Annotated in this window: 22 protein-coding genes and 1 other annotated feature; of the genes, 9 read left to right on the forward strand and 13 right to left on the reverse strand. The window is 50.8% G+C overall.

Annotated features, from left to right (window positions below):
* Positions 1-64 precede the first annotated feature (64 nt).
* A complete protein-coding gene (gene emrD, locus E6P06_RS27255; protein WP_086538659.1) occupies positions 65-1,249 on the forward strand; it encodes a multidrug efflux MFS transporter EmrD in 1,185 nt (394 codons plus the stop codon).
* Here emrD and E6P06_RS27260 read toward each other — a convergent pair.
* Together E6P06_RS27260 and dsdC are read right to left on the reverse strand one after the other, a co-directional pair.
* Positions 1,176-2,258 carry a cellulase family glycosylhydrolase gene (locus E6P06_RS27260; protein WP_139935921.1) on the reverse strand — a complete coding sequence of 361 codons (1,083 nt, stop codon included), beginning with the start codon at positions 2,256-2,258 and terminating at the stop codon, positions 1,176-1,178. The genes emrD and E6P06_RS27260 overlap by 74 nt on opposite strands.
* 78 nt (positions 2,259-2,336) lie before the next feature.
* Positions 2,337-3,263, reverse strand: coding sequence for a DNA-binding transcriptional regulator DsdC (gene dsdC / locus E6P06_RS27265; RefSeq protein ID WP_106902617.1), 927 nt, complete (start codon positions 3,261-3,263; stop codon positions 2,337-2,339).
* Positions 3,264-3,492: 229 nt separating this feature from the next.
* Here dsdC and dsdX point away from each other — a divergent pair, with 229 nt between their 5' ends.
* Together dsdX and dsdA are read left to right on the forward strand one after the other, a co-directional pair.
* Positions 3,493-4,830 (forward strand): D-serine transporter DsdX, encoded by a 1,338-nt coding sequence (gene dsdX / locus E6P06_RS27270; RefSeq protein ID WP_106902618.1) that lies wholly within the window; start codon positions 3,493-3,495, stop codon positions 4,828-4,830.
* A gap of 17 nt (positions 4,831-4,847) precedes the next feature.
* Positions 4,848-6,170 carry a D-serine ammonia-lyase gene (dsdA, locus tag E6P06_RS27275; RefSeq protein WP_139935883.1) on the forward strand — a complete coding sequence of 441 codons (1,323 nt, stop codon included), beginning with the start codon at positions 4,848-4,850 and terminating at the stop codon, positions 6,168-6,170.
* 2 nt (positions 6,171-6,172) lie between these two features.
* Here the strand turns inward: dsdA and E6P06_RS27280 are convergent, their stop codons facing one another.
* The 5 genes from E6P06_RS27280 to E6P06_RS27300 all read right to left on the reverse strand — a co-directional run bounded on the left by E6P06_RS27280 (position 6,173) and on the right by E6P06_RS27300 (position 11,285).
* Positions 6,173-7,285 carry an anaerobic sulfatase maturase gene (locus E6P06_RS27280; RefSeq protein ID WP_157844753.1) on the reverse strand — a complete coding sequence of 371 codons (1,113 nt, stop codon included), beginning with the start codon at positions 7,283-7,285 and terminating at the stop codon, positions 6,173-6,175.
* Positions 7,282-7,644, reverse strand: a complete 363-nt coding sequence (locus E6P06_RS27285) for a DUF202 domain-containing protein (RefSeq protein ID WP_003840628.1) — start codon at positions 7,642-7,644, stop codon at positions 7,282-7,284. The genes E6P06_RS27280 and E6P06_RS27285 overlap by 4 nt, the downstream gene beginning before the upstream one ends.
* Entirely contained in the window at positions 7,634-7,981 is a 348-nt protein-coding gene (locus E6P06_RS27290; protein WP_003840625.1) for a YidH family protein, read from the reverse strand. The genes E6P06_RS27285 and E6P06_RS27290 overlap by 11 nt, the downstream gene beginning before the upstream one ends.
* Before the next feature lie 98 nt (positions 7,982-8,079).
* Positions 8,080-9,573, reverse strand: a complete 1,494-nt coding sequence (locus E6P06_RS27295; RefSeq protein ID WP_048217034.1) for a sulfatase-like hydrolase/transferase — start codon at positions 9,571-9,573, stop codon at positions 8,080-8,082.
* Complete coding sequence (locus E6P06_RS27300; RefSeq protein ID WP_032937290.1) at positions 9,570-11,285, reverse strand: solute:sodium symporter family transporter; 1,716 nt, start codon at positions 11,283-11,285, stop codon at positions 9,570-9,572. The genes E6P06_RS27295 and E6P06_RS27300 overlap by 4 nt, the downstream gene beginning before the upstream one ends.
* 168 nt (positions 11,286-11,453) lie before the next feature.
* On the opposite strand from E6P06_RS27300, the gene E6P06_RS27305 reads away from it, so the two are divergent.
* Positions 11,454-12,317 (forward strand): AraC family transcriptional regulator, encoded by an 864-nt coding sequence (locus E6P06_RS27305; RefSeq protein WP_003844446.1) that lies wholly within the window; start codon positions 11,454-11,456, stop codon positions 12,315-12,317.
* An 88-nt stretch (positions 12,318-12,405) separates the two neighbouring features.
* Here the strand turns inward: E6P06_RS27305 and E6P06_RS27310 are convergent, their stop codons facing one another.
* On the reverse strand, positions 12,406-13,821 hold the full coding sequence (locus E6P06_RS27310) for an aryl-sulfate sulfotransferase (RefSeq protein WP_054528909.1): 1,416 nt from the start codon (positions 13,819-13,821) through the stop codon (positions 12,406-12,408).
* A gap of 459 nt (positions 13,822-14,280) precedes the next feature.
* On the opposite strand from E6P06_RS27310, the gene E6P06_RS27315 reads away from it, so the two are divergent.
* The 3 genes from E6P06_RS27315 to E6P06_RS27325 are packed head-to-tail and all read left to right on the forward strand — an operon-like array spanning position 14,281 to position 17,457.
* Entirely contained in the window at positions 14,281-15,606 is a 1,326-nt protein-coding gene (locus E6P06_RS27315) for a PTS sugar transporter subunit IIC (RefSeq protein ID WP_139935884.1), read from the forward strand.
* Positions 15,607-15,633: 27 nt separating this feature from the next.
* Complete coding sequence (locus E6P06_RS27320; RefSeq protein ID WP_003844441.1) at positions 15,634-15,963, forward strand: PTS sugar transporter subunit IIB; 330 nt, start codon at positions 15,634-15,636, stop codon at positions 15,961-15,963.
* Positions 15,964-15,972: 9 nt separating this feature from the next.
* Positions 15,973-17,457: a sulfatase gene (locus E6P06_RS27325; RefSeq protein ID WP_139935885.1), complete on the forward strand. Its 1,485-nt coding sequence runs from the start codon at positions 15,973-15,975 to the stop codon at positions 17,455-17,457.
* On the opposite strand, the gene E6P06_RS27330 is transcribed toward E6P06_RS27325, so the two are convergent.
* The 3 genes from E6P06_RS27330 to ibpA form a co-directional block, all read right to left on the reverse strand.
* Positions 17,454-19,115 (reverse strand): putative transporter, encoded by a 1,662-nt coding sequence (locus E6P06_RS27330; protein ID WP_003844438.1) that lies wholly within the window; start codon positions 19,113-19,115, stop codon positions 17,454-17,456. The genes E6P06_RS27325 and E6P06_RS27330 overlap by 4 nt on opposite strands.
* A gap of 124 nt (positions 19,116-19,239) precedes the next feature.
* Positions 19,240-19,668 (reverse strand): small heat shock chaperone IbpB, encoded by a 429-nt coding sequence (gene ibpB, locus E6P06_RS27335; protein ID WP_003840609.1) that lies wholly within the window; start codon positions 19,666-19,668, stop codon positions 19,240-19,242.
* 92 nt (positions 19,669-19,760) lie between these two features.
* Positions 19,761-20,174 carry a small heat shock chaperone IbpA gene (ibpA, locus tag E6P06_RS27340; RefSeq protein ID WP_003023882.1) on the reverse strand — a complete coding sequence of 138 codons (414 nt, stop codon included), beginning with the start codon at positions 20,172-20,174 and terminating at the stop codon, positions 19,761-19,763.
* Positions 20,168-20,240, reverse strand: a sequence feature (ROSE (Repression Of Heat Shock gene Expression) occurs in the 5'-region of heat shock genes and acts as an RNA thermometer to modulate expression.). (Overlaps the previous gene by 7 nt.)
* 238 nt (positions 20,241-20,478) lie before the next feature.
* Between ibpA and E6P06_RS27345 the strand changes: the two genes are divergently transcribed.
* Positions 20,479-20,811, forward strand: a complete 333-nt coding sequence (locus tag E6P06_RS27345) for a YceK/YidQ family lipoprotein (protein ID WP_168199062.1) — start codon at positions 20,479-20,481, stop codon at positions 20,809-20,811.
* Between the two features lies 1 nt (position 20,812).
* On the opposite strand, the gene E6P06_RS27350 is transcribed toward E6P06_RS27345, so the two are convergent.
* Entirely contained in the window at positions 20,813-22,039 is a 1,227-nt protein-coding gene (locus E6P06_RS27350) for a DUF3748 domain-containing protein (RefSeq protein WP_139935887.1), read from the reverse strand.
* A gap of 99 nt (positions 22,040-22,138) precedes the next feature.
* On the opposite strand from E6P06_RS27350, the gene cbrA reads away from it, so the two are divergent.
* Positions 22,139-23,257 (forward strand): colicin M resistance lipid reductase CbrA, encoded by a 1,119-nt coding sequence (cbrA, locus tag E6P06_RS27355; protein WP_139935888.1) that lies wholly within the window; start codon positions 22,139-22,141, stop codon positions 23,255-23,257.
* Between the two features lie 4 nt (positions 23,258-23,261).
* Here cbrA and yidA read toward each other — a convergent pair whose 3' ends face one another.
* Entirely contained in the window at positions 23,262-24,074 is an 813-nt protein-coding gene (gene yidA, locus E6P06_RS27360) for a sugar-phosphatase (protein ID WP_139935889.1), read from the reverse strand.
* Between the last annotated feature and the right edge of the window lie 165 nt (positions 24,075-24,239).

Here is a 24,239-nt window from a genome sequence, read left to right on the forward strand (position 1 = left end):
GCATTTACGGGAAAGTGCAGCACCTTATTCTTCTTTTTTCTCTTTTTTAAAAGTAATCAGCGAAATGAAAAGGCATAGAAGCGTCAATTTGTTGTTGATGTTGGTATTACTGGTGGCGGTAGGTCAGATGGCGCAAACCATTTATATCCCCGCGATTGCTGATATGGCGCGTGAACTGAACGTTCGCGAAGGGGCGGTGCAAAGCGTAATGGCCGCCTATCTGTTGACCTATGGTCTATCACAACTGGTTTACGGTCCCCTTTCAGACCGCGTTGGCCGCCGCCCGGTTATCCTCGCTGGGATGTCTATTTTTATGCTGGCCACGCTGGTCGCGATTACCACGCATAGCCTGACGGTACTGATTATCGCCAGTGCCATCCAGGGGATGGGAACGGGCGTCGGCGGTGTGATGGCGCGAACGTTACCGCGCGATCTGTACGAAGGCACGCAACTGCGCCACGCCAATAGTCTGTTAAACATGGGGATTCTGGTCAGTCCGCTGTTAGCTCCGCTGATTGGCGGTGTGCTGGATACAGTGTGGAACTGGCGTGCCTGCTATATTTTTCTGTTGATTCTGTGTGCGGGCGTGACATTTAGCATGGCACGCTGGATGCCGGAAACGCGCCCTGCAGGTGCGCCGCGTCCACAGCTGATCGCCAGCTACAAAACCCTGTTTGGTAATAGCGCTTTCACCTGTTACGTGCTGATGTTGATCGGTGGTCTGGCGGGTGTTGCGGTCTTTGAGGCCTGCTCCGGAGTATTATTGGGCGCACGTCTCGGTCTAAGCAGCATGGTGGTCAGTATCCTGTTTATCCTGCCCATCCCGGCGGCGTTTTTCGGCGCATGGTTCGCCGGTCGCCCGAATAAACGTTTCTCGACGCTAATGTGGCAGTCGGTGACCTGCTGTCTGGTAGCGGGTTTAATGATGTGGATCCCAGGGCTGTTTGACGTGATGAACGTCTGGACGCTGCTGGTTCCTGCCGCACTGTTTTTCTTCGGCGCCGGAATGTTGTTTCCGCTGGCAACCAGCGGTGCAATGGAGCCTTTCCCGTTCCTGGCAGGCACGGCCGGCGCGCTGGTTGGGGGATTACAGAACATTGGTTCCGGCGTGCTGGCGTGGTTCTCTGCCATGCTGCCGCAGACCGGGCAAGCCAGTCTGGGCCTGCTGATGACCCTTATGGGGCTGTTGATTTTTGTTTGCTGGATTCCGCTGGCGTCACGCGTGTCGCATCAGGGACAGGCGGTTTAAGCGTATGATGGCCCGGCTTATCGCCGGGCTTTTCGCATTCTGGCGTGATAATCGTCGTCAGTAACGGTTCCAGCGCCGGACGCCAGGCTCCCTCCTCACCATCATAGAACTGCGTATCCGCATTGATAGCATAGGGAATTTTCGCTTTTTTCAGCTCGCACGCCATAAAGCGGGCAAACGCCATTTGCGAGGCAGAAGGCGCGTTTCTGATGGTTTCTCCCGGCGACCAGCCCCCTACCCAACTGACATGCCCGGTTTTCTGCTGCCAATGAATGGCGGTATTGATACGGGCGCGAATGGCGGCCTTTTCTGCCGCAGTCCCTGAGGTCCACGGATATTTGCCGTTATTTTTCAGCGGTCCCCACGGAAAAATATGCCATTGGGCCAGCACCGTATTCTGACTTTGCGGCGGCAGCTTTAGGTTGGCCAAATCTTCCGGAGCGGCATGCAGTTTCGGCGCGATAAAAATCATTCGCTGTGGATCGATGGCATGGATGGTTCGAATGGTTTTGTCATACACGCGATTGAGCGACGCCTGATTATGGTTGAGCTTATCAGAGGGGTCGTAGATCAGGTCGAACCCCAGCAACGGCGAGCGTTGACCAAAGTAATGCGCCACCGCCACCCACCAGTTAACCACCTCTTTTTCGTTCCCGGCGCTGGGGTCTTTTTTATATTCGTCTGCCTGATAGGCAATGATCGGGATCACGCCATACTGCTCGCAGGCTTCCACCAGCTTGCGCAGATGAATCAGCCGCGCCTCCGTAGGCTCTCCCGCTACGCGAATGCGTACGTGGGCCAACCCTTTCGCCTTGTAGTCCCGCACTACCAGCGGATCGAATTCACGGATACCCCGATCGGTGCGCGCCCAATCTACGTCCATCCCAACGCCAAGCTGCTGCGCGTACTGCGCCGCCGTCAGCGCAGGTTGCGCGGCACACACGGTGGCGCTGGCCAACAGTAAGAGGGAAACAATCGGCTTTAACACGGTCGTCCTTACGCAAATCATCAGGAGTGATATCACGTATTTAGCACGCTTTTTCACTTTCCGTGTAGAGAGAAAGCGTAAAAAATATTCGCGGTCCGCTTATTTTACCTGCTCCTGAAGCCAGCTAATAAACGCCTCGATTTTCGGCCACTGCCTGCCGGGCAGCGTGGTGATGTAGTAATGCTGATGGCATTTCAGCGCCATATCGCCAAAAGGCGCGACCAGTTCTCCGCTGTCGAGACGTTTTTGCACCAGACGCTTTCGGCCCATCGCCACGCCGATATGGTTCATGGCGGCAATTACCGCTAAATCAGAACGATCGAAACCAATCCCCGATGATGTCGGCAAATTCGCCGTAAAATGCTGCGCCCAGCTGTGCCATTCATCGGTTCCTGAGTCGTTACTCCATGCCTGTCTGTCGTGCAGCAAGGTGCAGTGCGGCAAATTCACTAACGAACCGGTAAGGTCATGGCGGCGAGCGTAGTCCGGGCTGCATACCGGCAGGATCTCTTCATCCATCAGGAAGTGGTGCGTAAGCTGCGCGGAGGGCGCATCGTCAAAATAGATAGCCAGATCGACCCCGGCACGCTGCAGATTGACGTTGTCGTTGCCGGTCAGGATGGTCAGTGAAATTGACGGGTAGCGACGGGTAAAGTCACCGAGCGCCGGAACCAGCCAGCACTGGGCGATAGAAGGTCGAGAGTAGACGGTGAGCGTCCCGGACAACTCCTGATTTTTAATATCGAGGATTTCCTGATTGAGCGTATCCAGCGACGATTTCAGCGCCCAGAACACCCGCTTACCCTCGTGGGTGAGTTCCACTTTACGGTGCGAACGGACAAACAACTGAATGCCCAGTTCCTCTTCCAACTGATTAATGCGATGGCTAACGGCGCTGGGGCTTAACGATAACTCATCTGCCGCCAACGCAAACGATTGATGCCGGGCCGCCACTTCAAAAGTATACAGCTTTGACAGCTGCCAGCCATTGAGCAGCCGGTTTCTGACCTCGCGTAGGGGATCCAAACTCACCTCCTGTCCTCCTGATTCATTCGCCGGAGTGTAAAAAACTTCGCTGCAAAAATCAGCATAAAGATGAATCAAGGTGAACCATATCGCATAAACATAGTGTAATTAGACGTAAATCACTCACTTGATGCAATCTGGCTCATGTGAAAGGAGATTTATATCGTTTGTCAGACGGTGCCTTATTTTTGTCCAATAACCTTATATTAATCACAGGGCAAGGTGAGCTATGCACTCTCAAATCTGGGTTGTGAGCACGCTGCTGATAAGCATCGTGTTAATCGTTTTGACCATCGTGAAGTTCAAATTCCACCCGTTTCTGGCGCTGCTGTTAGCCAGTTTCTTCGTGGGTACGATGATGGGGATGGGGCCGCTGGATATGGTCAATGCCATTGAGAGCGGCATCGGCGGTACGCTGGGCTTCCTCGCGGCGGTTATCGGCCTTGGGACCATTCTGGGCAAAATGATGGAGGTGTCCGGCGCGGCCGAACGCATCGGTCTGACGTTGCAGCGCTGCCGCTGGCTTTCAGCGGATGTCATTATGGTGCTGGTCGGGCTGGTTTGCGGGATCACGCTGTTCGTTGAAGTCGGCGTGGTGCTGTTGATTCCACTGGCCTTTTCGATTGCTAAAAAAACCAATACCTCATTACTGAAGCTGGCGATTCCGCTGTGTACGGCGCTGATGGCGGTACACTGCGTCGTACCTCCGCATCCGGCCGCCCTGTTCGTGGCGAATAAGCTGGGCGCGGACATTGGCACCGTGATTGTCTACGGCTTACTGGTGGGTTTAATGGCCTCGCTTGTCGGTGGGCCGCTGTACCTGAAATTCCTCGGTAACCGTCTGCCATTTAAACCAGTACCGGCTGAGTTTTCCGACCTGAAAGTGCGTGATGAAAGCACGCTGCCATCGCTGGGCGCGACGCTGTTTACCGTACTGCTGCCGATTGGCCTGATGCTGGTCAAAACCGTCGCTGAGCTGAACATGGCGAAAGGCAGTACGCTGTATACGCTGTTGGAGTTTATTGGTAACCCGATCACCGCGATGTTTATCGCCGTTTTCGTAGCCTATTACATTCTCGGCCTGCGTCAGCACATCGGTATGAGTGCGCTGCTGACCCACACCGAAAACGGTTTTGGCTCGATTGCTAACATTTTGCTGATTATCGGCGCAGGCGGCGCATTCAACGCTATTCTCAAGAGCAGCGGGCTGGCGGATACTCTGGCGCTGATCCTCTCAAACATGCATATGCACCCGATTCTACTGGCGTGGCTGGTCGCTCTGATTCTGCATGCGGCGGTAGGTTCTGCCACGGTGGCTATGATGGGCGCGACGGCAATCGTTGCCCCGATGCTACCGCTGTACCCCAACGTTAGCCCGGAAATTATCGCCATTGCCATCGGTTCCGGCGCTATTGGCTGCACGATCGTCACCGATTCCCTGTTCTGGCTGGTGAAGCAGTATTGCGGCGCCACCCTGAATGAAACGTTCAAATACTATACGACCGCGACATTTATCGCGTCCGTTATTGCACTGGCTTGCACATTCCTGCTTTCCTTTATTATCTAAGCGCGAAGAGACTGACTATGGAAAACATTCAAACACTTATCGCCCAGCATCCTTTAGTGGAAGATCTGGTGGCTCTGAAAGAGACAACCTGGTTTAACCCTGGCACCACCTCTCTTGCGGAAGGTTTACCGTATGTTGGCCTGACAGCACACGACGTTGAGGACGCCCACGCGCGTCTGACGCGCTTCGCACCGTATCTGGCGCAGGCCTTCCCGGAAACCGCCGCCACCGGGGGCATTATCGAATCTGAGCTGGCCGCAATCCCTGCCATGCAAAAACGGTTGGAAAAAGAGTTCGGGCAACACATTAACGGCGAAGTCCTGCTGAAGAAAGACAGTCATTTGTCGATTTCAGGCTCGATTAAAGCGCGTGGCGGCATTTATGAAGTACTGACCCATGCGGAAAAACTGGCGCTGGAAGCCGGTCTGCTGACCACCAAAGACGATTACCGCGTTCTGCTTTCACCGGAGTTCAAACAGTTTTTCAGCCAGTACAGCATCGCGGTTGGCTCCACCGGCAACCTGGGGATGTCGATTGGTATCATGAGTGCCCGCATTGGCTTTAACGTCACGGTGCATATGTCCGCTGACGCCCGCGCGTGGAAAAAAGCCAAACTACGCAGCCACGGCGTAACGGTAGTGGAGTACGAAGAAGATTACGGCGTGGCGGTTGAACAAGGTCGTAAGGCGGCGCAGTCCGATCCGAACTGCTTCTTTATCGATGATGAAAATTCCCGCACGCTGTTCTTAGGCTATGCGGTCGCCGGTCAGCGTCTGAAAGCGCAGTTTGCCCAGCAGGGGCGCGTGGTGGATGCCGATCATCCTCTGTTTGTCTACCTACCGTGCGGCGTCGGTGGCGGCCCTGGCGGCGTGGCGTTTGGCCTGAAGCTGGCATTCGGCGATAACGTGCACTGCTTCTTCGCTGAACCGACTCATTCACCGTGCATGCTGCTGGGGATTTACACCGGGCTGCACGATACCATTTCCGTACAGGACATCGGTATCGACAACCTGACGGCGGCGGATGGGCTGGCGGTGGGTCGCGCCTCGGGCTTTGTTGGCCGGGCGATGGAGCGTCTGCTCGACGGTCTGTACACCCTGGACGATCAGACAATGTACGATATGCTGGGCTGGCTGGCGCAGGAAGAAGGCATTCGTCTTGAGCCGTCGGCGCTGGCAGGCATGGCTGGCCCTCAGCACGTTTGCGCCTCCACGGATTACCAGCAGATGCATGGCTTCAGCGCGGATCAGCTCAATAACGCCACCCATCTGGTGTGGGCAACCGGCGGCGGCATGGTGCCGGAAACCGAGATGGCGCAATACCTGGCGAAAGGGCGCTAATCTCAGCGCAGCATCGCCATCAGCTCCATCGGTGAGCGATGCTGCTTAATGAGATCGCGCATAACTCGCATATGCGGCGCGGTATGATTGAAAAAAGCGCTGTATCCACCGCAAATCGCACTCTTTCCATTTCTGCCACGGTGCTTAGGACAGTCGCCGTGGCAAAAACGCAGCAGTGAACACGCCTGACATTCCGCGCTCAGCGTGGTTCTCTTGGACTGACCAAATTCCCCTGCCCGAGGGCTGGCATTGAGCTCACCCAGCGATGTGTGATGAATATTACCCAAGCGATAATCAGGGTAAACATAGTGATCGCACTGATACAAATCGCCATTCGCTTCCAGGGCAAAAGCATGCCCACAGGTAGAGCTTAGCGAACACATCTGCGCCGGATGCCCGCACCATACCCCGAGGGTTGAATCGAATAACTGGACGAATACACGGCCAATATCTTCTCTGACCCAGATATCAAAGACGGAATTCAGAAAGGTTCCCCATGCCTGCGGCGGGACCGAGTCGGCGGTAAGCTCGCCTTTTTCATCATATTCAACCAGCGGAATGAACTGCAAAAACGGCGTGCCGCACTGGCGAAGGTAACGATACATTTGTCCGGGCTGCTGGCTGTTCAGGCGGTTAATCACTACCAACAGATTGAACTCCACCTGATACTCACGAAGTCTGGCAATGGCCTCCACCACCTTATGGTGCGTCGGTTTTCCGCTGCGGTTAACGCGATAAGCATCATGCAACTCGGCCGGGCCATCCAGGGAAATCCCAACCAGCCAGCCGTTATCGCGTAAAAACTGACACCATTCGTCATTGAGCAAAATTCCGTTGGTCTGGAAAGCGTTATGGATTTGCTTCCCTTCCCCGTACTGTTTTTGCAACGCCACCACGCGGCGAAAAAAGTCGATCCCACAAAGAGTCGGCTCACCGCCCTGCCAAGCGAACATCACTTCGGACCCCGGCTGCGCGGCGATATGCTGGCGAATAAACGTCTCTAAGGTAGCGTCATCCATTGTGGGTTGAGTGGGTTTCTCAATGTAAAAACAGTAGCGACAATCGAGGTTACAACGAGAGCTGGCCGGCTTGGCCATGACCTGACATCCTGTCATGCTAAATTCCCGATAAATGCCATAAGTTGGCGGACATGCGCTACAGCAAACAGTATTGCGAGGGATAACACCGCGAGGGAGATCATAAATTTGTCACGCACCGCATGAGATTCAGAAAAATCGCTATGACTGACATCCATCAGGTTGCGGCTACGGGTATAACGCCAGAGAACGATTGCCACCAGCGCCAGCACTACAATTGAAACCCAAAACAGGAACCCCGTCTGATGCCAGTTGTGCTTTAGCGCCAGCGCCATTAACGCGCCATAGCCCAACAACGTGCGAAACCAGGCCAGCGAGGTACGTTCCGGTTGTAACCCTGGATCGGCGATCCGTCGCGATTTACGGCTATCCGGCATACAGTACCAGTCCCATGACAATCACCGCGACGATCATCAAAATCAGGCTGATGATTAACAGGCTATGGGTGTACGGCAAGTCCTCTTTCAGACGCATTGCCTTTTCATTGCGCAGCCAGCGCAGGTAACCATAAATCGCCAGGCCACCGGCAAACAGGCACAACAACAGCGCCAGCAGTTCACGAATTACCGGCGTGGCAAAATCCGGGGCCAGTTGGTCAAGACCCACACCCGCCGCCAGAAACCCCAGCGAGGTGCGGATCCACGCCAGAAAAGTACGTTCATTTGCCAACGAGAAGCGGTAATCCGGCGCTTCACCAAGGCGGGAAATCTTCATCCAAACTCCTCTGGTTGTCATTGCCGGATGGTGGCTCGCGCCTTATCCGGCCTACAAGTAAGTGCAAATAAGGATATTTGCGCCAACTGGCATTGTAGTCAGAACTTCTGCTTTTTCTCTTCCACTTTTACGCCCCGAGTCGGTAAACCGGTGTCGTAATCGCGTACTACCGGAGAATAGCCGTCTTCAGGGCGCGGGCGAAAAGCGCCCATCCAGCGCGGTGCGGCATCAGGTCGCCACGGACGCAAACTCCATTGATAAGTGCGGAACGGATCGCGGATTTTATCCATGTAGTCCAGCAGCGCGTCGTGCATCTGGCAACGAACGTCGGCCAATTGTGGCGAATCAATCAGATTGTGTAGCTCATCAGGATCGTTACGCCTGTCGTAAAGCTCATCGCTGGTAAACAGATTTAATACCAGTTTCCAGTCGTCCGTCACCCAGCAGCGTACCGGAATAAATCCGCCAAAACTGTCATGTTCAATCTCATAACGGTTGAACTCCACCATCACACCGCGCGGCTTTTCAACGGCAAGAATGTTTTCACCCGGCAGGATTTGCGGCTTCTCAATACCCGCCAGCGCCATCATCGTCGGCAGCAGATCGATATGGCTGACCGGCGTGTCTACCTGCATAGACTCTCCCTGCGGCGGGCGCATAATCAGTGGAATTCGTGTGATATCGTCATACATCGCGGCCCCTTTACTGATGAGCTTATGCGCCCCCATCATCTCACCATGATCGGAGGTATAAATGACCCAGGTATTCTCTCGCTGTTGCGGCGTTAAGGCATTGATCACCCTACCTATCTGATCATCAACAAAGTCGTTGCAGGCAAAATAGAGCGGATGGTGATAGCGCCCGTCATCGCCAACCGGGGATGGCATGGCTTGCGACCATAGACGATGGTGCTCGGGCTTATCATGCAAAGCATCGTGGGCTTTCGCACCGAGATCGTAATAAAAATCCTGATATTTCTGCAAATACTCGACCGGACAGGTAAACGGATGGTGCGGCTCATCATAGGAAACAACCATCAGGAACGGTTCCTCGGCACGCGCAGGCTGATGGAGGAAATCGACCGCCCGGTTACTGATGCGGTGCGCCCAGGTAAAGGTTTCATCGATATTGTTGGCTAACAGATCCTCCACGCTATTGAGCCCGTTACGCCACAAACTGATCTCTGCGTCAGTCAGTTCCGCGAGGTAATTGGCTCCGTCATACCAGTAATCAACATCCCACTCGGGCGGACATTCGCCGGTCCCAAAGTAGTCATGTCCGTCGAGATGCCACTTGCCGATGTAGCACGTGTGATAGCCCGCATCTTTAAAATAGCGCCCCATGGTGGAGATATTTTTCCCCGGCGCGACATTATTGGTCCACGGCCCGGACTGGTTGGCATAAATCCCGGTAAACAGCCCCGCGCGGGCCGGCGTACACACCGGTGAACAGGTATAGGCCGAGTTAAAGCGAATACCTTCCGCTGCCAGACTATCAATATTATTGGTGTTCAGCGGTTTACCGCTGTAGCAGCCGACCATATTGGTCGCCTGGGTATCGGTCATAATGAACAGAAAATTGGGCCGGGTCATGCTTCATCCTTAGCGTCATGGACACATTGTGCAGTCGCGTTACGCCGCGTCTGCCAACTGCTGTAAATCAAATAAATTGCGACTGCCACCGTAATGGCGTAGCTGAGGATCGTCAGCCAGCGAGAGTTGTAGCCACCAAACTGCGCCAGACCGGAATAAACGCCAATCATCGCAAACAGGACGCCAACAGAGGCGATTTTCACGTTTTTCCACGGTTTCATGTCTACCGCGAAGGCGTCATGGAATTTAAACGGCGTGGCACGCGGCTTGATGGCACCGATAACCAGCATGACCGCCACATTGATGCAGAAAGTGCAGGCCAGTACGTAGAGGAAGTGAAAGTCGAATTTCACCAGATAGTTGATGGTGATATAGCTGACGATACCCAGCCCCATCGCCACCTTCGCAGCCAGCGCGGGGATGCGCGGAAAGAAAAATCCCATGATCACGATGGTTACCAGCGGAACGTTGTAGATCCCGTTGAGCTGCTTCATCCAGCTGTAAAGCCCCTGCGGCGCATAAGCAATCCACGGCGCGACCAGCACAGAGATCACCGCGACGATAAACCCAAAGCGGCGGCCAATGCTGACCAACTTGTCGGGACTGGCCTGCTCGTTAATCAACCGACGATAAATGCCGAGACTGAACAGCGTCGAAGCGCTGTTGAGGAAACCGCAAAATGCGCTGATGATCGCACCGAACAGCACCGCGCTGAAAAAACCGATCAGCGGCAACGGCATCACTTTGTTTACCAGCGCTGGGTAAGCCATATCTGCTTTTGGCAGATCCTGGAAAAGGTGAAAGGCGATAACGCCCGGCAATACCAGAATCAACGGATCCAGCATCTTCAGCACTGCCGTTAATAATGCTCCTTTTTGTCCTTCCGACAGACTTTTTGACGCCAAAGTACGTTGAACAATCCCCTGATTGGTACACCAGTAGAAAGTATTCACCAGAATAAGCCCGGTCAGCGCCGCGCCGATAGGTACCGGGTCGTGACTTCCGCCAATCGAGTTCAGCATCTGGCTGTGATCCTGGGTTAAACGCGTAATGCCTTCGCTCAGACTGCCTTTACCCATTGCCATTAAACCGAACAGCGGTACCATCAGACCGCCAATCACCAAACCAATACCGTTGATGACATCCGCAATGGCAATCGCCCGCATTCCGCCGACCACGGCGTACAAAATGCCACTTATCCCCAGAACCACCGCCATCAGCCAAATTGCCGTATGCTGGGAAATACCAAAAGTTTCAGTGACATGAAACATACTGTTAAAGGCGAGTGCGCCGGAGTACAAAATGATCGGCAGGAAACAAATCCCTGTGGCGATCAAAAAACAGCAGTCGATGATGATGCGGGTGGTTTTGTCATAGCGCTCTTCAATAAAATCCGGGATGGTAGCGATGCCGCGTTGCAGATAACGCGGTAAAAAAATCAGCGCCAGAAAAATAAGTGGGATCGCTGAAATCACTTCCCAGGCCATTACCGACATTCCGCTGCGGTAAGCCTGGCCGGTAAGTCCTACCAGTTGTTCCGTGGAGAGATTGGTTAGCATCAGCGATGCGGCAATCACCGGCGCTTTTAACGAACGTCCCGCCAGAAAATATCCCTGCTGCGAACCGGTATCCGCTTTGCGTAACTTCCACCAGGTGATTACCGCCACCAGCAGCGTAAAGCCCACAAAGCTTAAAATTTGTAGCGTATTCATCTCATAGCCCTTTTTTTTCATTATGTCCCGGTAGCTGTAGGGTGTAACAGGAGGTATTGCGCACCGGGTCAGGCAGTCAGATTTCTTAAAATAAAAATGTCATATCCCTGAACGGATTTTTTCTGTTAAGTTCAGGTTGTGGGCATAATTCTCCGGCGGGAAATTAAAATGAATGGAAAGATGCAAAGTTCGCATGTAAAAAACGAAACTACGTACAATATTCCCCTGTTGATTAACGAAAATGTGATCTCAAGCGGAATTTCATTGATCTCGCTGTGGCATACCTATGCCGACGAACATTACCGGGTTATTTGGCCGCGCGATAAGAAAAAGCCACTGATAGCTAATTCATGGGTTGCTGTCTATACCGTCCAGGGTTGTGGAAAAATCCTGCTAAAAGGTGGCGAACACATTACTCTCACCGGAAACTGTATAATCTTTTTAAAACCAACCGATATACAGTCTTATCATTGCGAAGGGTTGGTATGGGAACAATACTGGATGGAGTTCACGCCAACCAGCGTAATGGATATTCCGCTACGCCAACAAAGCATTATTTATAATGGTGATATTTATAATCAGGAGCTGGCTGAAGTTTCACAATTAATTACTTCCTCAGACTCAATGATAAATAATCTGGCCGTCGCCTTTCTCACAAAAATAATTTATCAATGGATTTGTCTTATTTACGCTGAAGGTAAAAAAGACCCACAACGGATGCAAATTGAAAAACTGATTGCCACTCTGCATGCCAGCCTGCAAAAACGCTGGAGCGTAGCGGATATGGCAGCCACCATTCCCTGTAGCGAAGCCTGGCTACGCCGTCTGTTTTTACGTTATACCGGAAAAACGCCAAAAGAATACTATCTCGATGCCCGGCTGGAACTGGCGCTGTCACTGCTAAAACAGGAGGGAAATACGGTCGGACAGGTGGCAGATATGCTTAACTTTTTTGACTCGTTTCATTTCAGCAAAGCTTTTAAACACAAATTTGGCTATGCGCCGTCGGCTGTGCTGAAACATGCAAAGTGAAATGGCAACCCCATAGATGTAAGGTGGACAACCTTTTTTGGTACATCCACCTGAAAGGTGCAGAATAATGTAGTAAAAGATGAAATCGTTAGATCAGTGAGCGTAATTCCTCATACGAAAAGATGCGGCCGCGATAACCTAATCCCGTATCAATATTGTAAATAGAGAGGCCAATATTGTTATTTGTATCAAAGACGAAGAAGGATTGTTCTGCGCCAAAATAGACATTGTAATAGTCATTACCTACATCAAAGACCGACGATGTAAGCTCACTACGTTGCCCTGGAAAACTAAACTGATCCAATTGTTCTACCGTTGCAGCGGTTAAATCGACAGCAAGAATGGTAGGTAGGGAATCAAGCGCGGCTGAAGTATAAGAGACGGGATCAGATTCAATAATGCGAACCAACTCATTCCCACTCTCATCCGCACAGGAATTATTGTTAAAGAGAGAAAGGACAAACTTATTTTCACCCCGCCAGGCTTGATACTTGCTGTTTTGAGTAATAAAAACCGCATGCTCTCCGTTGGGATAGTTAAAATCGTCGATATTCACCACACTCAAATTGAGTGTGCTATTCAACACCGGAAAATCCGGATTATCAATAATCCACTCAGGATCGCCTGAGTCAATGTTCAGGCCAATAATAGTGCAGCTTGAACGTGAGTTGACGATTAACTGATTGGTTTCTTTTACATATTCGAGGCTATTAAAATGTACATCGTTGGCATCAGTATTATCCAGTACCGTGGCTCCCAAAAACTCCTGAGAGTAATCGCGCTGCCAGAGTAACCCCCCACTGGCGATGTCATATTTATAAATTACACACTCCAGCTTTTGCTCATCATTCCAGTTATCCAGCAACGAACCCAACAACCAAAGATTACCTTTCTCATCTGTAGTGATGTCGTGATGAAAACCATAGCCAGTAGGTGCGGTATAGGTTTGCGAGACGTTACCCGCCAGGTTAAAACGATACAAAGTGGGGGCAAATGCATGCTTATCAGGATCATACGTTTCACTGGCCAACGCTGACCACAACGCATTGTCTATAATCTTCAGGTTACCGTACATCCAGGGGAAGAGACCGGTAATGCGCAGATCGCCATTAATGTCATAACCATTCCAGGCACTGGTGACAAACCAGCCCTGTCCCAAGGTGCTTTCCGCCATCTCGCTGTCGTCAATATTGATTGTCAGCGCCAGAGGCACATCACCGTAGTCCTGACCCTCTGTTGAAATTGTTACCGTGAAGGTGGTGGTTTCATTGTCCGCCGTGTAAGTATTGATCTCGACAGTATTCAAATAGTCAGCATACAAGCCAACAACGATGACCTGTGTGTGAGAAGTATATTCGTCAGTACTGTAATAGAAGTCTGTATTTGATGTTTTACCATGAACAGTATAATCAAACCTTACCGCTTCTATATTTTCCAATGAAATTAATGCACAAAGTTTGTTTTGATTGTAAGGATTTATTTTCACTGTATACGTTGCTCTCATTTTCTATTCCTTTTTATAAAAAAACAGAATGTAATGACTTTCGCAAAAACAAACCTACATCTCATGTTGGTTTTTTATGTGGATAAGTGCACAAAATGAAACAACCAATATAAAACCACACTATTAATTCAATAAAAATAAATACCACAAATAATTAAAGCATAAATATTCAATTATGAAATATAAATAAAATACATGACTACGCAAGTTTTATTTAAAAGTAAAACATAAATACAAATTAAATATATTTAAAACAATTAAATAAATGATGGTTATGATCATGGTATTTTTGCAAATTAAATCACAAAAAATCACAAACAATCTTTTAATGAGCAATTTTGATTATTAGAGTGATTTTAGATTCATAAAAATATGTCACAGAAACAAATAGTCGTCCGTTACTGAATGAGTATCACCAACTTTGATCTGGAAGCGAATATCATGGAGGTTGACTGAACTATGTTTTCTGAATTTATCGATGTAATACAATCTTTTCTAACAGAACCCGCCATTCTAATAGGATTGTTAGTCGGTTTGGGGTATGCCCTTGATAAAAAACCGCTAATTAAAATTATTACTGGTATGGTCAGCGCGATGGTTGGGTTGATGATGGTGTTATTTGGCGGCTTCCAATTTTCAGCCACCTTTAAGCCTGTCGCTGATGCAGTCAGTAAATCTTACGGTATTCATGGTTATTTAATGGATTCGTATGCCATGAAAGCCGCCACCCAAATTGCTCTCGGGGATAACTTTGGTTATGTGGGCTACGTTTTCGTGTTGGCCTTTTTCACAAACCTTTTGCTGGTATTATTTGGCCGCTATACACGTGTAAAAGGGATCTTCTTAACCGGTAACACCGGAGTTTCCCACTCGCAGGCCGTACTCTGGTTGATCGTATTCTGGTTAGGTTTTGGTTGGGTACAATCAATCATCATTGCTGGTGTTTTAACGGGTATTTTCTGGGCCTTTGCCACAACGTTAATCGCTAAACCCGTTGCGAAAATCACCAATAATGCCGGTTTTACTATCGCCCATAATCAGATGCTCGGGATCTGGTTTTTTTCAAAATTTGCCCACCTGTTTGGCGATGCCGAAAAACAGGATGCAGAAAACATGAAGCTGCCCGGCTGGCTGGCTATTTTTAACCATAATGTAACCGCTATTGCCATTGTGATGACGCTGTTCGTCGGCGGATTTCTGCTGTCGACCGGTATTGAAAATGTTCAATTGATGGCAAAAGGTAAACCCTGGTATATCTATATTATCAACCTCGGACTGCAGTTTTCCATGTATATGGTCATTCTCCTGCAGGGTGTGAGAATGATGGTTGGGGAAATAAATACCTCCTTTAAAGGCTGGCAAGATCGTTTAATTCCCGATGCAATTCCGGCAGTAGATGTTGCCGCTTTATTACCTTTTTCACCAAATGCAGCCACGCTTGGATTCATCTTCTGCACCTTCGGCACCATATTTTCGATGGGCATCCTGCTGATTACCAAAAGCCCTATTATGGTATTACCTGGTTTTGTGCCCCTTTTCTTCTCTGGCGGTCCTATTGGTGTTTTAGCCAACCGGATGGGAGGTTATCGCTCCGTTATCATTTGTACATTCCTGCTGGGGATAATTCAAACCTTCGGCACAGTATGGGCAATTCCCTTAACAGGTCTGGCAGCAGAAGGGGTTGGCTGGACCGGAATATTTGACTGGGCGACATTATGGCCTGCCATTTGCGAATTACTAAAACTGATCGCCACTGTATTCAATCTGGGCCCTTACGCGGGCTAACTAACTTTGCATAAAAAGGATATCGTCATGAAAGACAAAATTAACCTTCTGTTTGTTTGCGGCTATGGTGTCGGGAGTAGCGTAATGTTACAGACGGTCGTCAAAAAAGCGTTGGCTAAATATGATTTCCAGTTCGAATTTGCGATGGAACATACAGCAGCAGGCGAAGTAGGTGGATTTACTGAATGGGCTGATATCTATGCCATTTCAAAAAAACTGATTGATGTCGTCAGTCTGGATCCGCGCCATGGTCAATACCTTATACCCATCGAAAATATTATGGACGGAGAAACCATTGGTAAGCAGATTTACGCGGTGATTGAGGCGCATTTCCCACACTTGTTATCTGCCCGGTAAGGAGCAGTGATGAAAGCGATTATCCTGCTATTCGACAGCCTGAATAAACATTATCTGCCACCTTATGGCGATATGATCACCCAGGCTCCCAACTTCCAACGCCTGGCCGCACACTGTACGACGTTCAACAACAGTTATGTTGGCAGCATGCCCTGTATGCCAGCCCGTCGAGAATTGCACACAGGTCGACATAACTTTTTGCACAGGGAGTGGGGACCACTGGAGCCATTTGACGACTCAATGCCAGAGTTACTGAAAAAAGCGGGGATCTACACACATCTAATCAGTGACCATCTGCATTATTGGGAGGACGGCGGTGGTAACTATCATAACCGCTACAGCTCTTGGGAAATCATTCGTGGTCAGGAAGGCGATCACTGGAAAGCCAGTGTTGCAGATCCCGCTATTCCTGAGGTGTTACGCGTGCCCCAGAAACAGACCGGTGGAGGTGTTTCAGGGTTATGGCGACATGACTGGGTAAACCGAAATTACATACAGCAGGAAGCAGACTTCCCGCAAACCTGCGTCTTTACCGCGGGATGTGAATTCCTCGAAAAAAACGCTAAACAGGACAACTGGTTGTTGCAGGTCGAAACCTTCGATCCGCATGAACCTTTTTATACAACCGAAGAGTATCTCTCCTTGTATCAGGATCCCTGGGATGGCCCACATTACGACTGGCCCAGGGGCAAGGTTGAAGAAAGCGCAGAGGCGGTAAAGCATATTCGCTGCCGATATCGGGCCCTTGTGTCAATGTGCGATCGCAATCTGGGACGTATTCTCGACCTGATGGACCGTTTTGACATGTGGAACGACACGATGCTCATTGTCGGTACCGACCATGGTTTCCTACTTGGAGAGCATGGGTGGTGGGCAAAAAATCAGATGCCGTACTACAACGAAGTGGCAAACAATCCTTTATTTATCTGGGACCCACGTGGTGGTCAGCGGGGTGTTCAACGTAACGCTCTGGTTCAGATGATTGACTGGGCGCCGACACTATTGGAGTTCTTTAACCAACCAATCCCTGCTGATGTGCAGGGTCATCCACTGGCGAAAATCCTTGCGGATGACACTCCAGTCCGTGATGCGGCCCTGTTTGGCGTTTTCAGTGGGCATGTCAATGTCACCGATGGCCGCTATGTCTATATGCGCGCGGCGCTACCCGGACGTGAGAATGACATTGCGAACTACACCCTGATGCCAATCAAGATGAATACTCGCTTTGATGTGGCGGAATTACAGTCGTTAACACTGTCCCCTCCATTTAGCTTTACCAAAGGGGTTAAAACGTTGCGTATTCCGTCCCGAGAGAAATACCCAGGAATCAATCGCACGGGCCATTTGTTGTTCGATTTGCACACCGACCCGCAACAGCTTACGCCAATCGATGATAAAGAGGTGGAGGAGCGGATGATTGCCCTGTTGGTACGTCTACTAAAAGAGAGCGACGCTCCAGCAGAGCAATTTATTAGACTGGGTTTAACGCTTTAACCCATTCCCCAGAAGAGCACCGCCAGCAATTGCGGGGTGATAATCCTCAGGAACATGACCAGCGGATAAACGGTGGCGTAGGAGAGCGCTGCCGCCCCGCTGGTGGCATGCAGGTTGTTAGCAAACGCCAGCGCAGGAGGATCGGTCATTGAGCCGGCCAGCATGCCGCACAGCGTCAGATAGTTCATTTTGGCGAATATCCGCGCCAGCAAGCCCACGGTAATGAGCGGAATCGCGGTAATGAAAATACCGTAGCCCACCCAGCTCAGACCATCGCCCTGCGTCAGTGTATGAACAAAATCACCGCCTGACTTCAGACCAACCACCGCGAGAAACAGTACGATACCCAACTCTCGCAGCGCCAGGTTAGCGCTGGGAGGCATAAACCAGTACAGCTTACCTATGCTGCCAATACGTCCAAGAATCAAAGCCATAATCAGCGGCCCACCGGCCAGCCCCAGCTTTAACGCCACCGGGAAACCCGGGATAAACAGCGGGATTGACCCCAGCAGAACACCCAGTCCGATACCGATAAATACCGGTAGCATCTGCACCTGCTGCAGTTTTTGCTGCGCGTTACCAACAACATTGGCAACGGCGTCAATCGACGAAGGGCGCCCAACCAGATTGAGGATGTCCCCGAATTGCAGGCTGGCGTCGCTGCTGGCTACCAGCTCAACCCCCGCACGGTTCAGGCGGGAAATCACCACGTCGTAACGTTCTTTAAAGTGCAGATCGCGGATACGTTTACCCAGCACTTGTTCGTTGGTCACCACCACGCGCTCAACGCGTAAATCAGTCCCGCGTGTCGACAACGATGTGTCCACCTCCTGACCAATCACCACCTGCGCGTTGTGCAGATCGGCTGGCTGCCCGACCAGGTGTAGCAGGTCGCCCATCTGGATAACTGTCCCTGGCGACGGCACCATCAATGTCTCGTCACGTTTCAGACGCGAGCAGATGATTTTGTCGCTGTTCAGAATCGGGACATCCTGAATTGCCATATTATTGATGTTTGGGTTTTCCACACGGATGTTCATCGTCTGAATCAGTGCATGCCCGTTGGTTAGCGTGGATTCATGCTGCTGGGCTTCAGCATCGACGTTAACGCGGAAAATAAGGCGCATCAGCCACATGGTGAGTAAAATTCCGCAAATGCCGAAAGGATAAGCCATGGCATAGCTCATCCCCATCTGGTCTACCACATCGCCAGGGGTACCCAGATCGCGCAGAATTTGCTGCCCGGCTCCCAACGCCGGGGTATTGGTGACCGCCCCGGAGAATATACCCAGTACCACGGGAAGAGGAATGGCAAAAAGCTTATGCAGAATCGCGGTGACCAGGCCACCCATGATGACAATCAGCACGGCAAACAGATTCAGCCGCAGGCCCGAAACGCGCAATGACGCAAAAAAGCCCGGTCCGACCTGGATACCGATGGTGTAGACGAACAGGATCAGGCCAAATTCCTGAATGAAATGCAGCATGTCGCCGCTCAGGGTCATCCCTGCCTGATCGACAAAATGCCCGACAATAATACCGCCGAACAGCACGCCTCCGATGCCAAAACCCACACCACGTATTTTTATATTGCCGATCCATAATCCGACAACTGCCACTAATGCCAGAACACTGACCGTCAATGCTATATCACTCATTATCTTGTTCCCTGTGAATAACATCATTAAGTAAATGGATTCTCGCAGAGTACAGTCGCAATGTATGGGTGGTAAAGCACAAAAAAGCCCCGTCATTTCTGGCGGGGCAAAGGCATGGAGCTATTTAACTATTTAATGCGGGACGTTCGCTGATAGCGATACGTTGTGGAGCAATGGCTTCAGGTTCATTCCGGGTCAAATCGATATGCAGCAAGCCGTTAGTGAAGCTTGCGCCGGAGACCTCCATATTTTCAGCCAGCGTAAAGCTCAGGCTGAACGGCTGAATGACCAGCCCCTGGTGCAACCATTTGGTCTCTTTTTCCGGCTGCTGCGGCGTACCTTTCACGGTCAGGCGCGTACCTTCCAGTTGAATATCCAAATCTTCCTGGCGGAAACCGGCTAACGCAAGGGTAATGCGGTAGTGGTTATCATCGCTCTTTTCGATGTTATAAGGCGGGAAGCTCTGGCTTTCACCGGTGTTTTGCAAAGCATTGGCCAGTTTGTCAAAACCGATCCATTGACGCAGCAGTGGGGATAAATCGTAGTTACGCATAATAATCTCCTTCTAAGAAGCGAGTAGGTACCTTTCGGCTCCCTGACGGCAAGCCGATGACTTAGCAAGGCCGCCTGAAGCGGCCTATAGAATTAGTTGATTTCGATGCGGCGCGGCTTATTCGCTTCAGGAATCACGCGCTCAAGATCGATATACAGCAGACCATTTACCAGGTTTGCGCCGCGAACATGAATGTTCTCCGCTAACTGGAACTTACGTTCGAAGTTGCGCTCGGCAATACCCTGATACAGGTAAGTACGTTCTTTTTGATCGTCCGCATGGGCGCCTTTCACCACCAGCAGATTATCCTGGGCAGTAATTTCCAGTTCGCTTTCGGCAAAACCGGCAACGGCAATTGCAATGCGGTAATGGTTTTCGTCTACCAGCTCAACGTTGTACGGAGGGTAGCCGCCATTGCTTTGGCCCTGATTGTTTTCCAGCAGGTTAAACAGACGGTCAAAACCAATAGCAGAACGGTACAGCGGGGATAAATCAAAGTTACGCATAATTAATAGCTCCTGAAATCAGCGAGAATAATTGACCTTCCATCATGGACAGGTCAGGTAGCCAGGACACCCATCAGGCATGCCCTTCATTTGTCTACACTCTAAAAATGGGTCTTAATACAAACTTTTCAAGCGTATTCATCTGACTTTTTTTGCAGTTTGTTGTCTATTGCATACACTGGGGGGAGCAGTTGTTCTCGTTAAATCGCGATGGCCGCCACAGTGCGACGAAATGGTGATGTTATTTTCGCAACGGATCGCTTTAACTCACCATGCAAACACGATAAATACAGATGAATAAATGATGATTAAAAAAATGTTGGTAACACTGACGATGTGTAGTGGGATAGCGTTTGTAAGCGGCTGTTCCAGCATCATGTCGCATACCGGTGGCAAAGAAGGGACATATCCTGGCACGCGAGCCAGTGCCACAATGATTAGCGAAAGTGATACGAACTGGGGAACCAAGTCACTGGCGATTCTGGATATGCCTTTTACCGCAGTCCTGGATACGGTATTGCTTCCGTGGGATCTCTTTCGCAAAGATAGCTCGGTGAGATCCCGCGTAGAAAAGAGCGAGGAGAGAACCCAGGCCACGAACGCCGTTATTCCCCCGGCAGAAATGTCCGCTCCATAAGTTAACGCCCGGTTTCAGTCACCCACAGCTGGTGGAAACCCTCGACGTCTTCCATCCACGCAACCTGTCGACCATCAGGGGAGAAGACGATCGCATCGGCCGACGGCGGGTTACCATGACGTTCCGTTAAAAAATCAATCTCGCCCGTTTGAACATCACAACAAGCAATTCTGTTCTCCAGTACAAATCCCAGCCATTTCCCCGATGGGTGCCAGTTAAAGGCTGACTGAATATTCGTAGTGCATTGGGTAAGCTGACGCGGTGCACCCCCCAGTGGGGAAATCAGCCATAGCTGCACAATACCGCTGTCATCACGCATTAAAAACGCAATCTCAGACGCCTTTGGATTACTGCGTACCCAATGGCGAGGTTGATTCACCAGCCCCGGGAAAGCGCGCTCATGGGTAAACGTCAGGCGACGTTGGCAAATACCGGATGGCGGCGCAGGCATGGTCATGTCAGTCCCCTCCAGAGGCGCGTCCCCCGACTGTTTCCAGCCGTTTTCATCCAGTGGCAAATCGACAATAAACAATTCCGGTACTTTTTCGCCATTCACTGACAACGTATCGCCGATAAACGCCAGCCTGTTTTCTCCTACCCAGCCCTCTTCATAGGCACGGTTAATCTCATCGCTACCCGGTTTTGGCGTTGGTGTCGTCTGGCTCACCAGCACGCACCAATGGCTGCCACTGTATTCACGCGGATGCTGCGCGGAGACCTTCACCGGCCCATACGGTGCAGCCACGCCGACGTTGCGTAAATCCAGCGCCGCCGAGCGCTCATGCAAAACATGGTCGTTATAGGTGAAACTGACAAACTCACCGTTTGGGCTAAAGACATGCACATGACTCCCGCCACGCAGCGCGCCTGGCGTGTACGGCGCGGTAATATCCATCGCATCCAGATTCTCCACCCCAGCCTGCGTAACAATCACCCCACGACGATGATGGAAGTCGTAATGCCATGTTTCATCAGGATTTTCAGGCCCATGAATGAATACATATTTTTCCGACTTTGGATGAACGGTCACCACGCCAACGTGCGCTCCCTGAGTAGCCCGGTAAATCACCTCCAGTTCGCCAGTATGGATATTGACGCGCTCAATTGTTTCACCGGTAAAGGAGGTGCCAGAAGGACGCACATCAAAGACCAGCCACTGGCTGTCCGGTGTCCAGGTGTTAATATTGGTAAGCTGATGATTACGCAGCGTAAAGGTGATTTGCTTCATGAGATGCCCTGATACAAGACGATTAAAGCAATCATACTTCACAAGCACTTCACTTTCAGGCTTTAGCGTATCGCCATCTTCATTTTTGCGGACAGAAAGATGGAACATTTTGACGTGGCGATTATCGGATTAGGTCCGGCAGGCGCAGGGCTGGCGCGGCAGTTGAGCGGAAAAATGCGCGTGATTGCGTTGGATAAAAAACGCCAGTGCGGCAACGAAGGTTTCACTAAACCCTGCGGCGGTCTGCTGGCCCCAGACGCCCAGCGTTCGTTTATCCGCGATGGTATAACCTTACCCGTTGATGTCATCGCCAACCCGCAGATTTTTAGCGTTAAAACGGTTGATGTTGCCGCTTCTTTGACGCGTAACTACCAGCGCAGCTACATTAATATCAACCGCCATGCTTTTGATTTATGGCTTAAATCTCTCATCCCTGATGATGTGCAGGTGTACCACGACAGCCTGTGTCGGAAAATCTGGCGCGAGGGCGATAAATGGCATGTTATTTTCCGCGCCGACGGTTGGGAGCAGCAGATCACCGCGCGTTATCTAGTGGGGGCAGACGGTGCGAATTCACTGGTGCGCCGTCATCTCTATCCCCAGCACCAAATCCGTAAATATGTCGCTATTCAACAATGGTTTGCGGAGAAACATCCTGTGCCGTTCTATTCCTGTATTTTTGATAACGATGCAACTGACTGTTATTCATGGAGTATCAGCAAAGATGGCTATTTTATCTTTGGTGGCGCCTACCCCATGAAGGACGGACAGGCACGCTTTGACGCGCTGAAGGAGAAGCTGAAAGCATTCCATTTCCAGTTCGGCAAACCGGTGAAAAGTGAAAAATGTACGGTTCTGTTCCCCTCACGCTGGAAAGACTTTGTCTGCGGAGAGGACAACGCATTTTTGATTGGTGAAGCGGCCGGTTTTATCAGCGCCAGCTCGCTGGAAGGGATTAGCTATGCGCTGGACAGCGCGGAGATCCTCAAATCGGTACTGCTGCGGGATACGCCAGATATGAATCACGCTTACCGTAAAGCTACCCGAAAAATACGTCTCAAACTGTATGGCAAAATCCTGAAAAGCCGGGCACTCACGTCAGCATTTTCCCGTAAATGGATTATGCGCAGCGGCGTGGCGCATATTCCCCAGGGAGACCATTCAGCACCACAAATCATGGCTGAAACAGGGCAAATGAAACAAGGCACTTGCCCATAATTTCTTAATTCAGCGCAAATTTCTCAATGGCATACGCGACGCCATCTTCGAGGTTGGATTTGGTCACGAAGTTGGCGATTTCTTTGACTGATGGAATAGCGTTGCCCATGGCAACACCCACGCCTGCGTATTCAATCATCGCGATGTCGTTTTCCTGATCGCCTATCGCCATCACCTCTTCGGCTTTAATACCTAACGCATCGGCCAGCGATTTTACGCCCGTCCCTTTATTGACGCGTTTATCGAGGATTTCGAGGAAATACGGCGCACTTTTCAATACGGTGTACTTCTCTTTTACTTCTGCTGGGATGCGCGAGATGGCTTTATCGAGGATCTCCGGTTCATCAATCATCATCACTTTCAGGAACTGGGTTTCTGGATCCATTTTCTCGGCTTCACAGAACACCAGCGGGATGGTCGCGACAAACGATTCGTGCACCGTGTAGTAGCTGATATCACGGTTCGCGGTATACAACGTGTTGCGATCGAGGGCGTGGAAATGTGAGCCAACTTCCCGGGAAAGCTGCTCCAGGTAGCGATAATCGTCATAGCTTAACGCAGTTTGCGCTACGGTACTGCCATCTCCAGCTTTCTGCACCAGCGCACCGTTGTAGGTAATGCAGTAGTCACCGGGCTGTGCCATATGTAGTTCTTTCAGATAGCTGTGAACGCCGGCATACGGGCGTCCCGTGGTCAGCACCACATTCACGCCACGCGCGCGCGCTGCGGCAATCGCCGTTTTGACCGCAGGTGAAATGGTGTGATCGGGCAGCAGAAGTGTGCCATCCATGTCGATAGCAATAAGTTTGATAGCCATGAGTTCCCCGGATTAAATGAGTCCGTCCTCATGCTAACGCGATTCCGCTCAAAAAACAGCTACGAAAAGGGGGATAGAAAGGGGAATCGAGATTCCCCTTTTGACAATCGATGGTAGGCCGGATAAGGCCTGAGCCGGCAAACGTAAACGAACTGCCTGATGGCG

This window comes from Citrobacter sp. CF971 (genome assembly GCF_006385635.1).
Lineage (GTDB): Bacteria > Pseudomonadota > Gammaproteobacteria > Enterobacterales > Enterobacteriaceae > Citrobacter > Citrobacter freundii.

Bases quoted from the DNA above. Each gene is read 5' to 3' on its own strand.
- E6P06_RS27290 (WP_003840625.1), bottom strand. From the start codon at position 7,981: ATGAAGATTTCCCGCCTTGGTGAAGCGCCGGATTACCGCTTCTCGTTG.
- E6P06_RS27305 (WP_003844446.1), top strand. From the start codon at position 11,454: ATGAATGGAAAGATGCAAAGTTCGCATGTAAAAAACGAAACTACGTAC.
- E6P06_RS27345 (WP_168199062.1), top strand. From the start codon at position 20,479: ATGATTAAAAAAATGTTGGTAACACTGACGATGTGTAGTGGGATAGCG.
- dsdX (WP_106902618.1), top strand. From the start codon at position 3,493: ATGCACTCTCAAATCTGGGTTGTGAGCACGCTGCTGATAAGCATCGTG.
- E6P06_RS27350 (WP_139935887.1), bottom strand. From the start codon at position 22,039: ATGAAGCAAATCACCTTTACGCTGCGTAATCATCAGCTTACCAATATT.
- E6P06_RS27310 (WP_054528909.1), bottom strand. From the start codon at position 13,821: ATGAGAGCAACGTATACAGTGAAAATAAATCCTTACAATCAAAACAAA.
- dsdA (WP_139935883.1), top strand. From the start codon at position 4,848: ATGGAAAACATTCAAACACTTATCGCCCAGCATCCTTTAGTGGAAGAT.
- emrD (WP_086538659.1), top strand. From the start codon at position 65: ATGAAAAGGCATAGAAGCGTCAATTTGTTGTTGATGTTGGTATTACTG.
- E6P06_RS27260 (WP_139935921.1), bottom strand. From the start codon at position 2,258: ATGATTTGCGTAAGGACGACCGTGTTAAAGCCGATTGTTTCCCTCTTA.
- E6P06_RS27280 (WP_157844753.1), bottom strand. From the start codon at position 7,285: ATGACAGGATGTCAGGTCATGGCCAAGCCGGCCAGCTCTCGTTGTAAC.
- E6P06_RS27330 (WP_003844438.1), bottom strand. From the start codon at position 19,115: ATGAGTGATATAGCATTGACGGTCAGTGTTCTGGCATTAGTGGCAGTT.
- yidA (WP_139935889.1), bottom strand. From the start codon at position 24,074: ATGGCTATCAAACTTATTGCTATCGACATGGATGGCACACTTCTGCTG.
- E6P06_RS27285 (WP_003840628.1), bottom strand. From the start codon at position 7,644: ATGCCGGATAGCCGTAAATCGCGACGGATCGCCGATCCAGGGTTACAA.
- E6P06_RS27325 (WP_139935885.1), top strand. From the start codon at position 15,973: ATGAAAGCGATTATCCTGCTATTCGACAGCCTGAATAAACATTATCTG.
- cbrA (WP_139935888.1), top strand. From the start codon at position 22,139: ATGGAACATTTTGACGTGGCGATTATCGGATTAGGTCCGGCAGGCGCA.
- ibpB (WP_003840609.1), bottom strand. From the start codon at position 19,668: ATGCGTAACTACGATTTATCCCCACTGCTGCGTCAATGGATCGGTTTT.
- ibpA (WP_003023882.1), bottom strand. From the start codon at position 20,174: ATGCGTAACTTTGATTTATCCCCGCTGTACCGTTCTGCTATTGGTTTT.
- E6P06_RS27320 (WP_003844441.1), top strand. From the start codon at position 15,634: ATGAAAGACAAAATTAACCTTCTGTTTGTTTGCGGCTATGGTGTCGGG.
- E6P06_RS27295 (WP_048217034.1), bottom strand. From the start codon at position 9,573: ATGACCCGGCCCAATTTTCTGTTCATTATGACCGATACCCAGGCGACC.
- E6P06_RS27300 (WP_032937290.1), bottom strand. From the start codon at position 11,285: ATGAATACGCTACAAATTTTAAGCTTTGTGGGCTTTACGCTGCTGGTG.
- E6P06_RS27315 (WP_139935884.1), top strand. From the start codon at position 14,281: ATGTTTTCTGAATTTATCGATGTAATACAATCTTTTCTAACAGAACCC.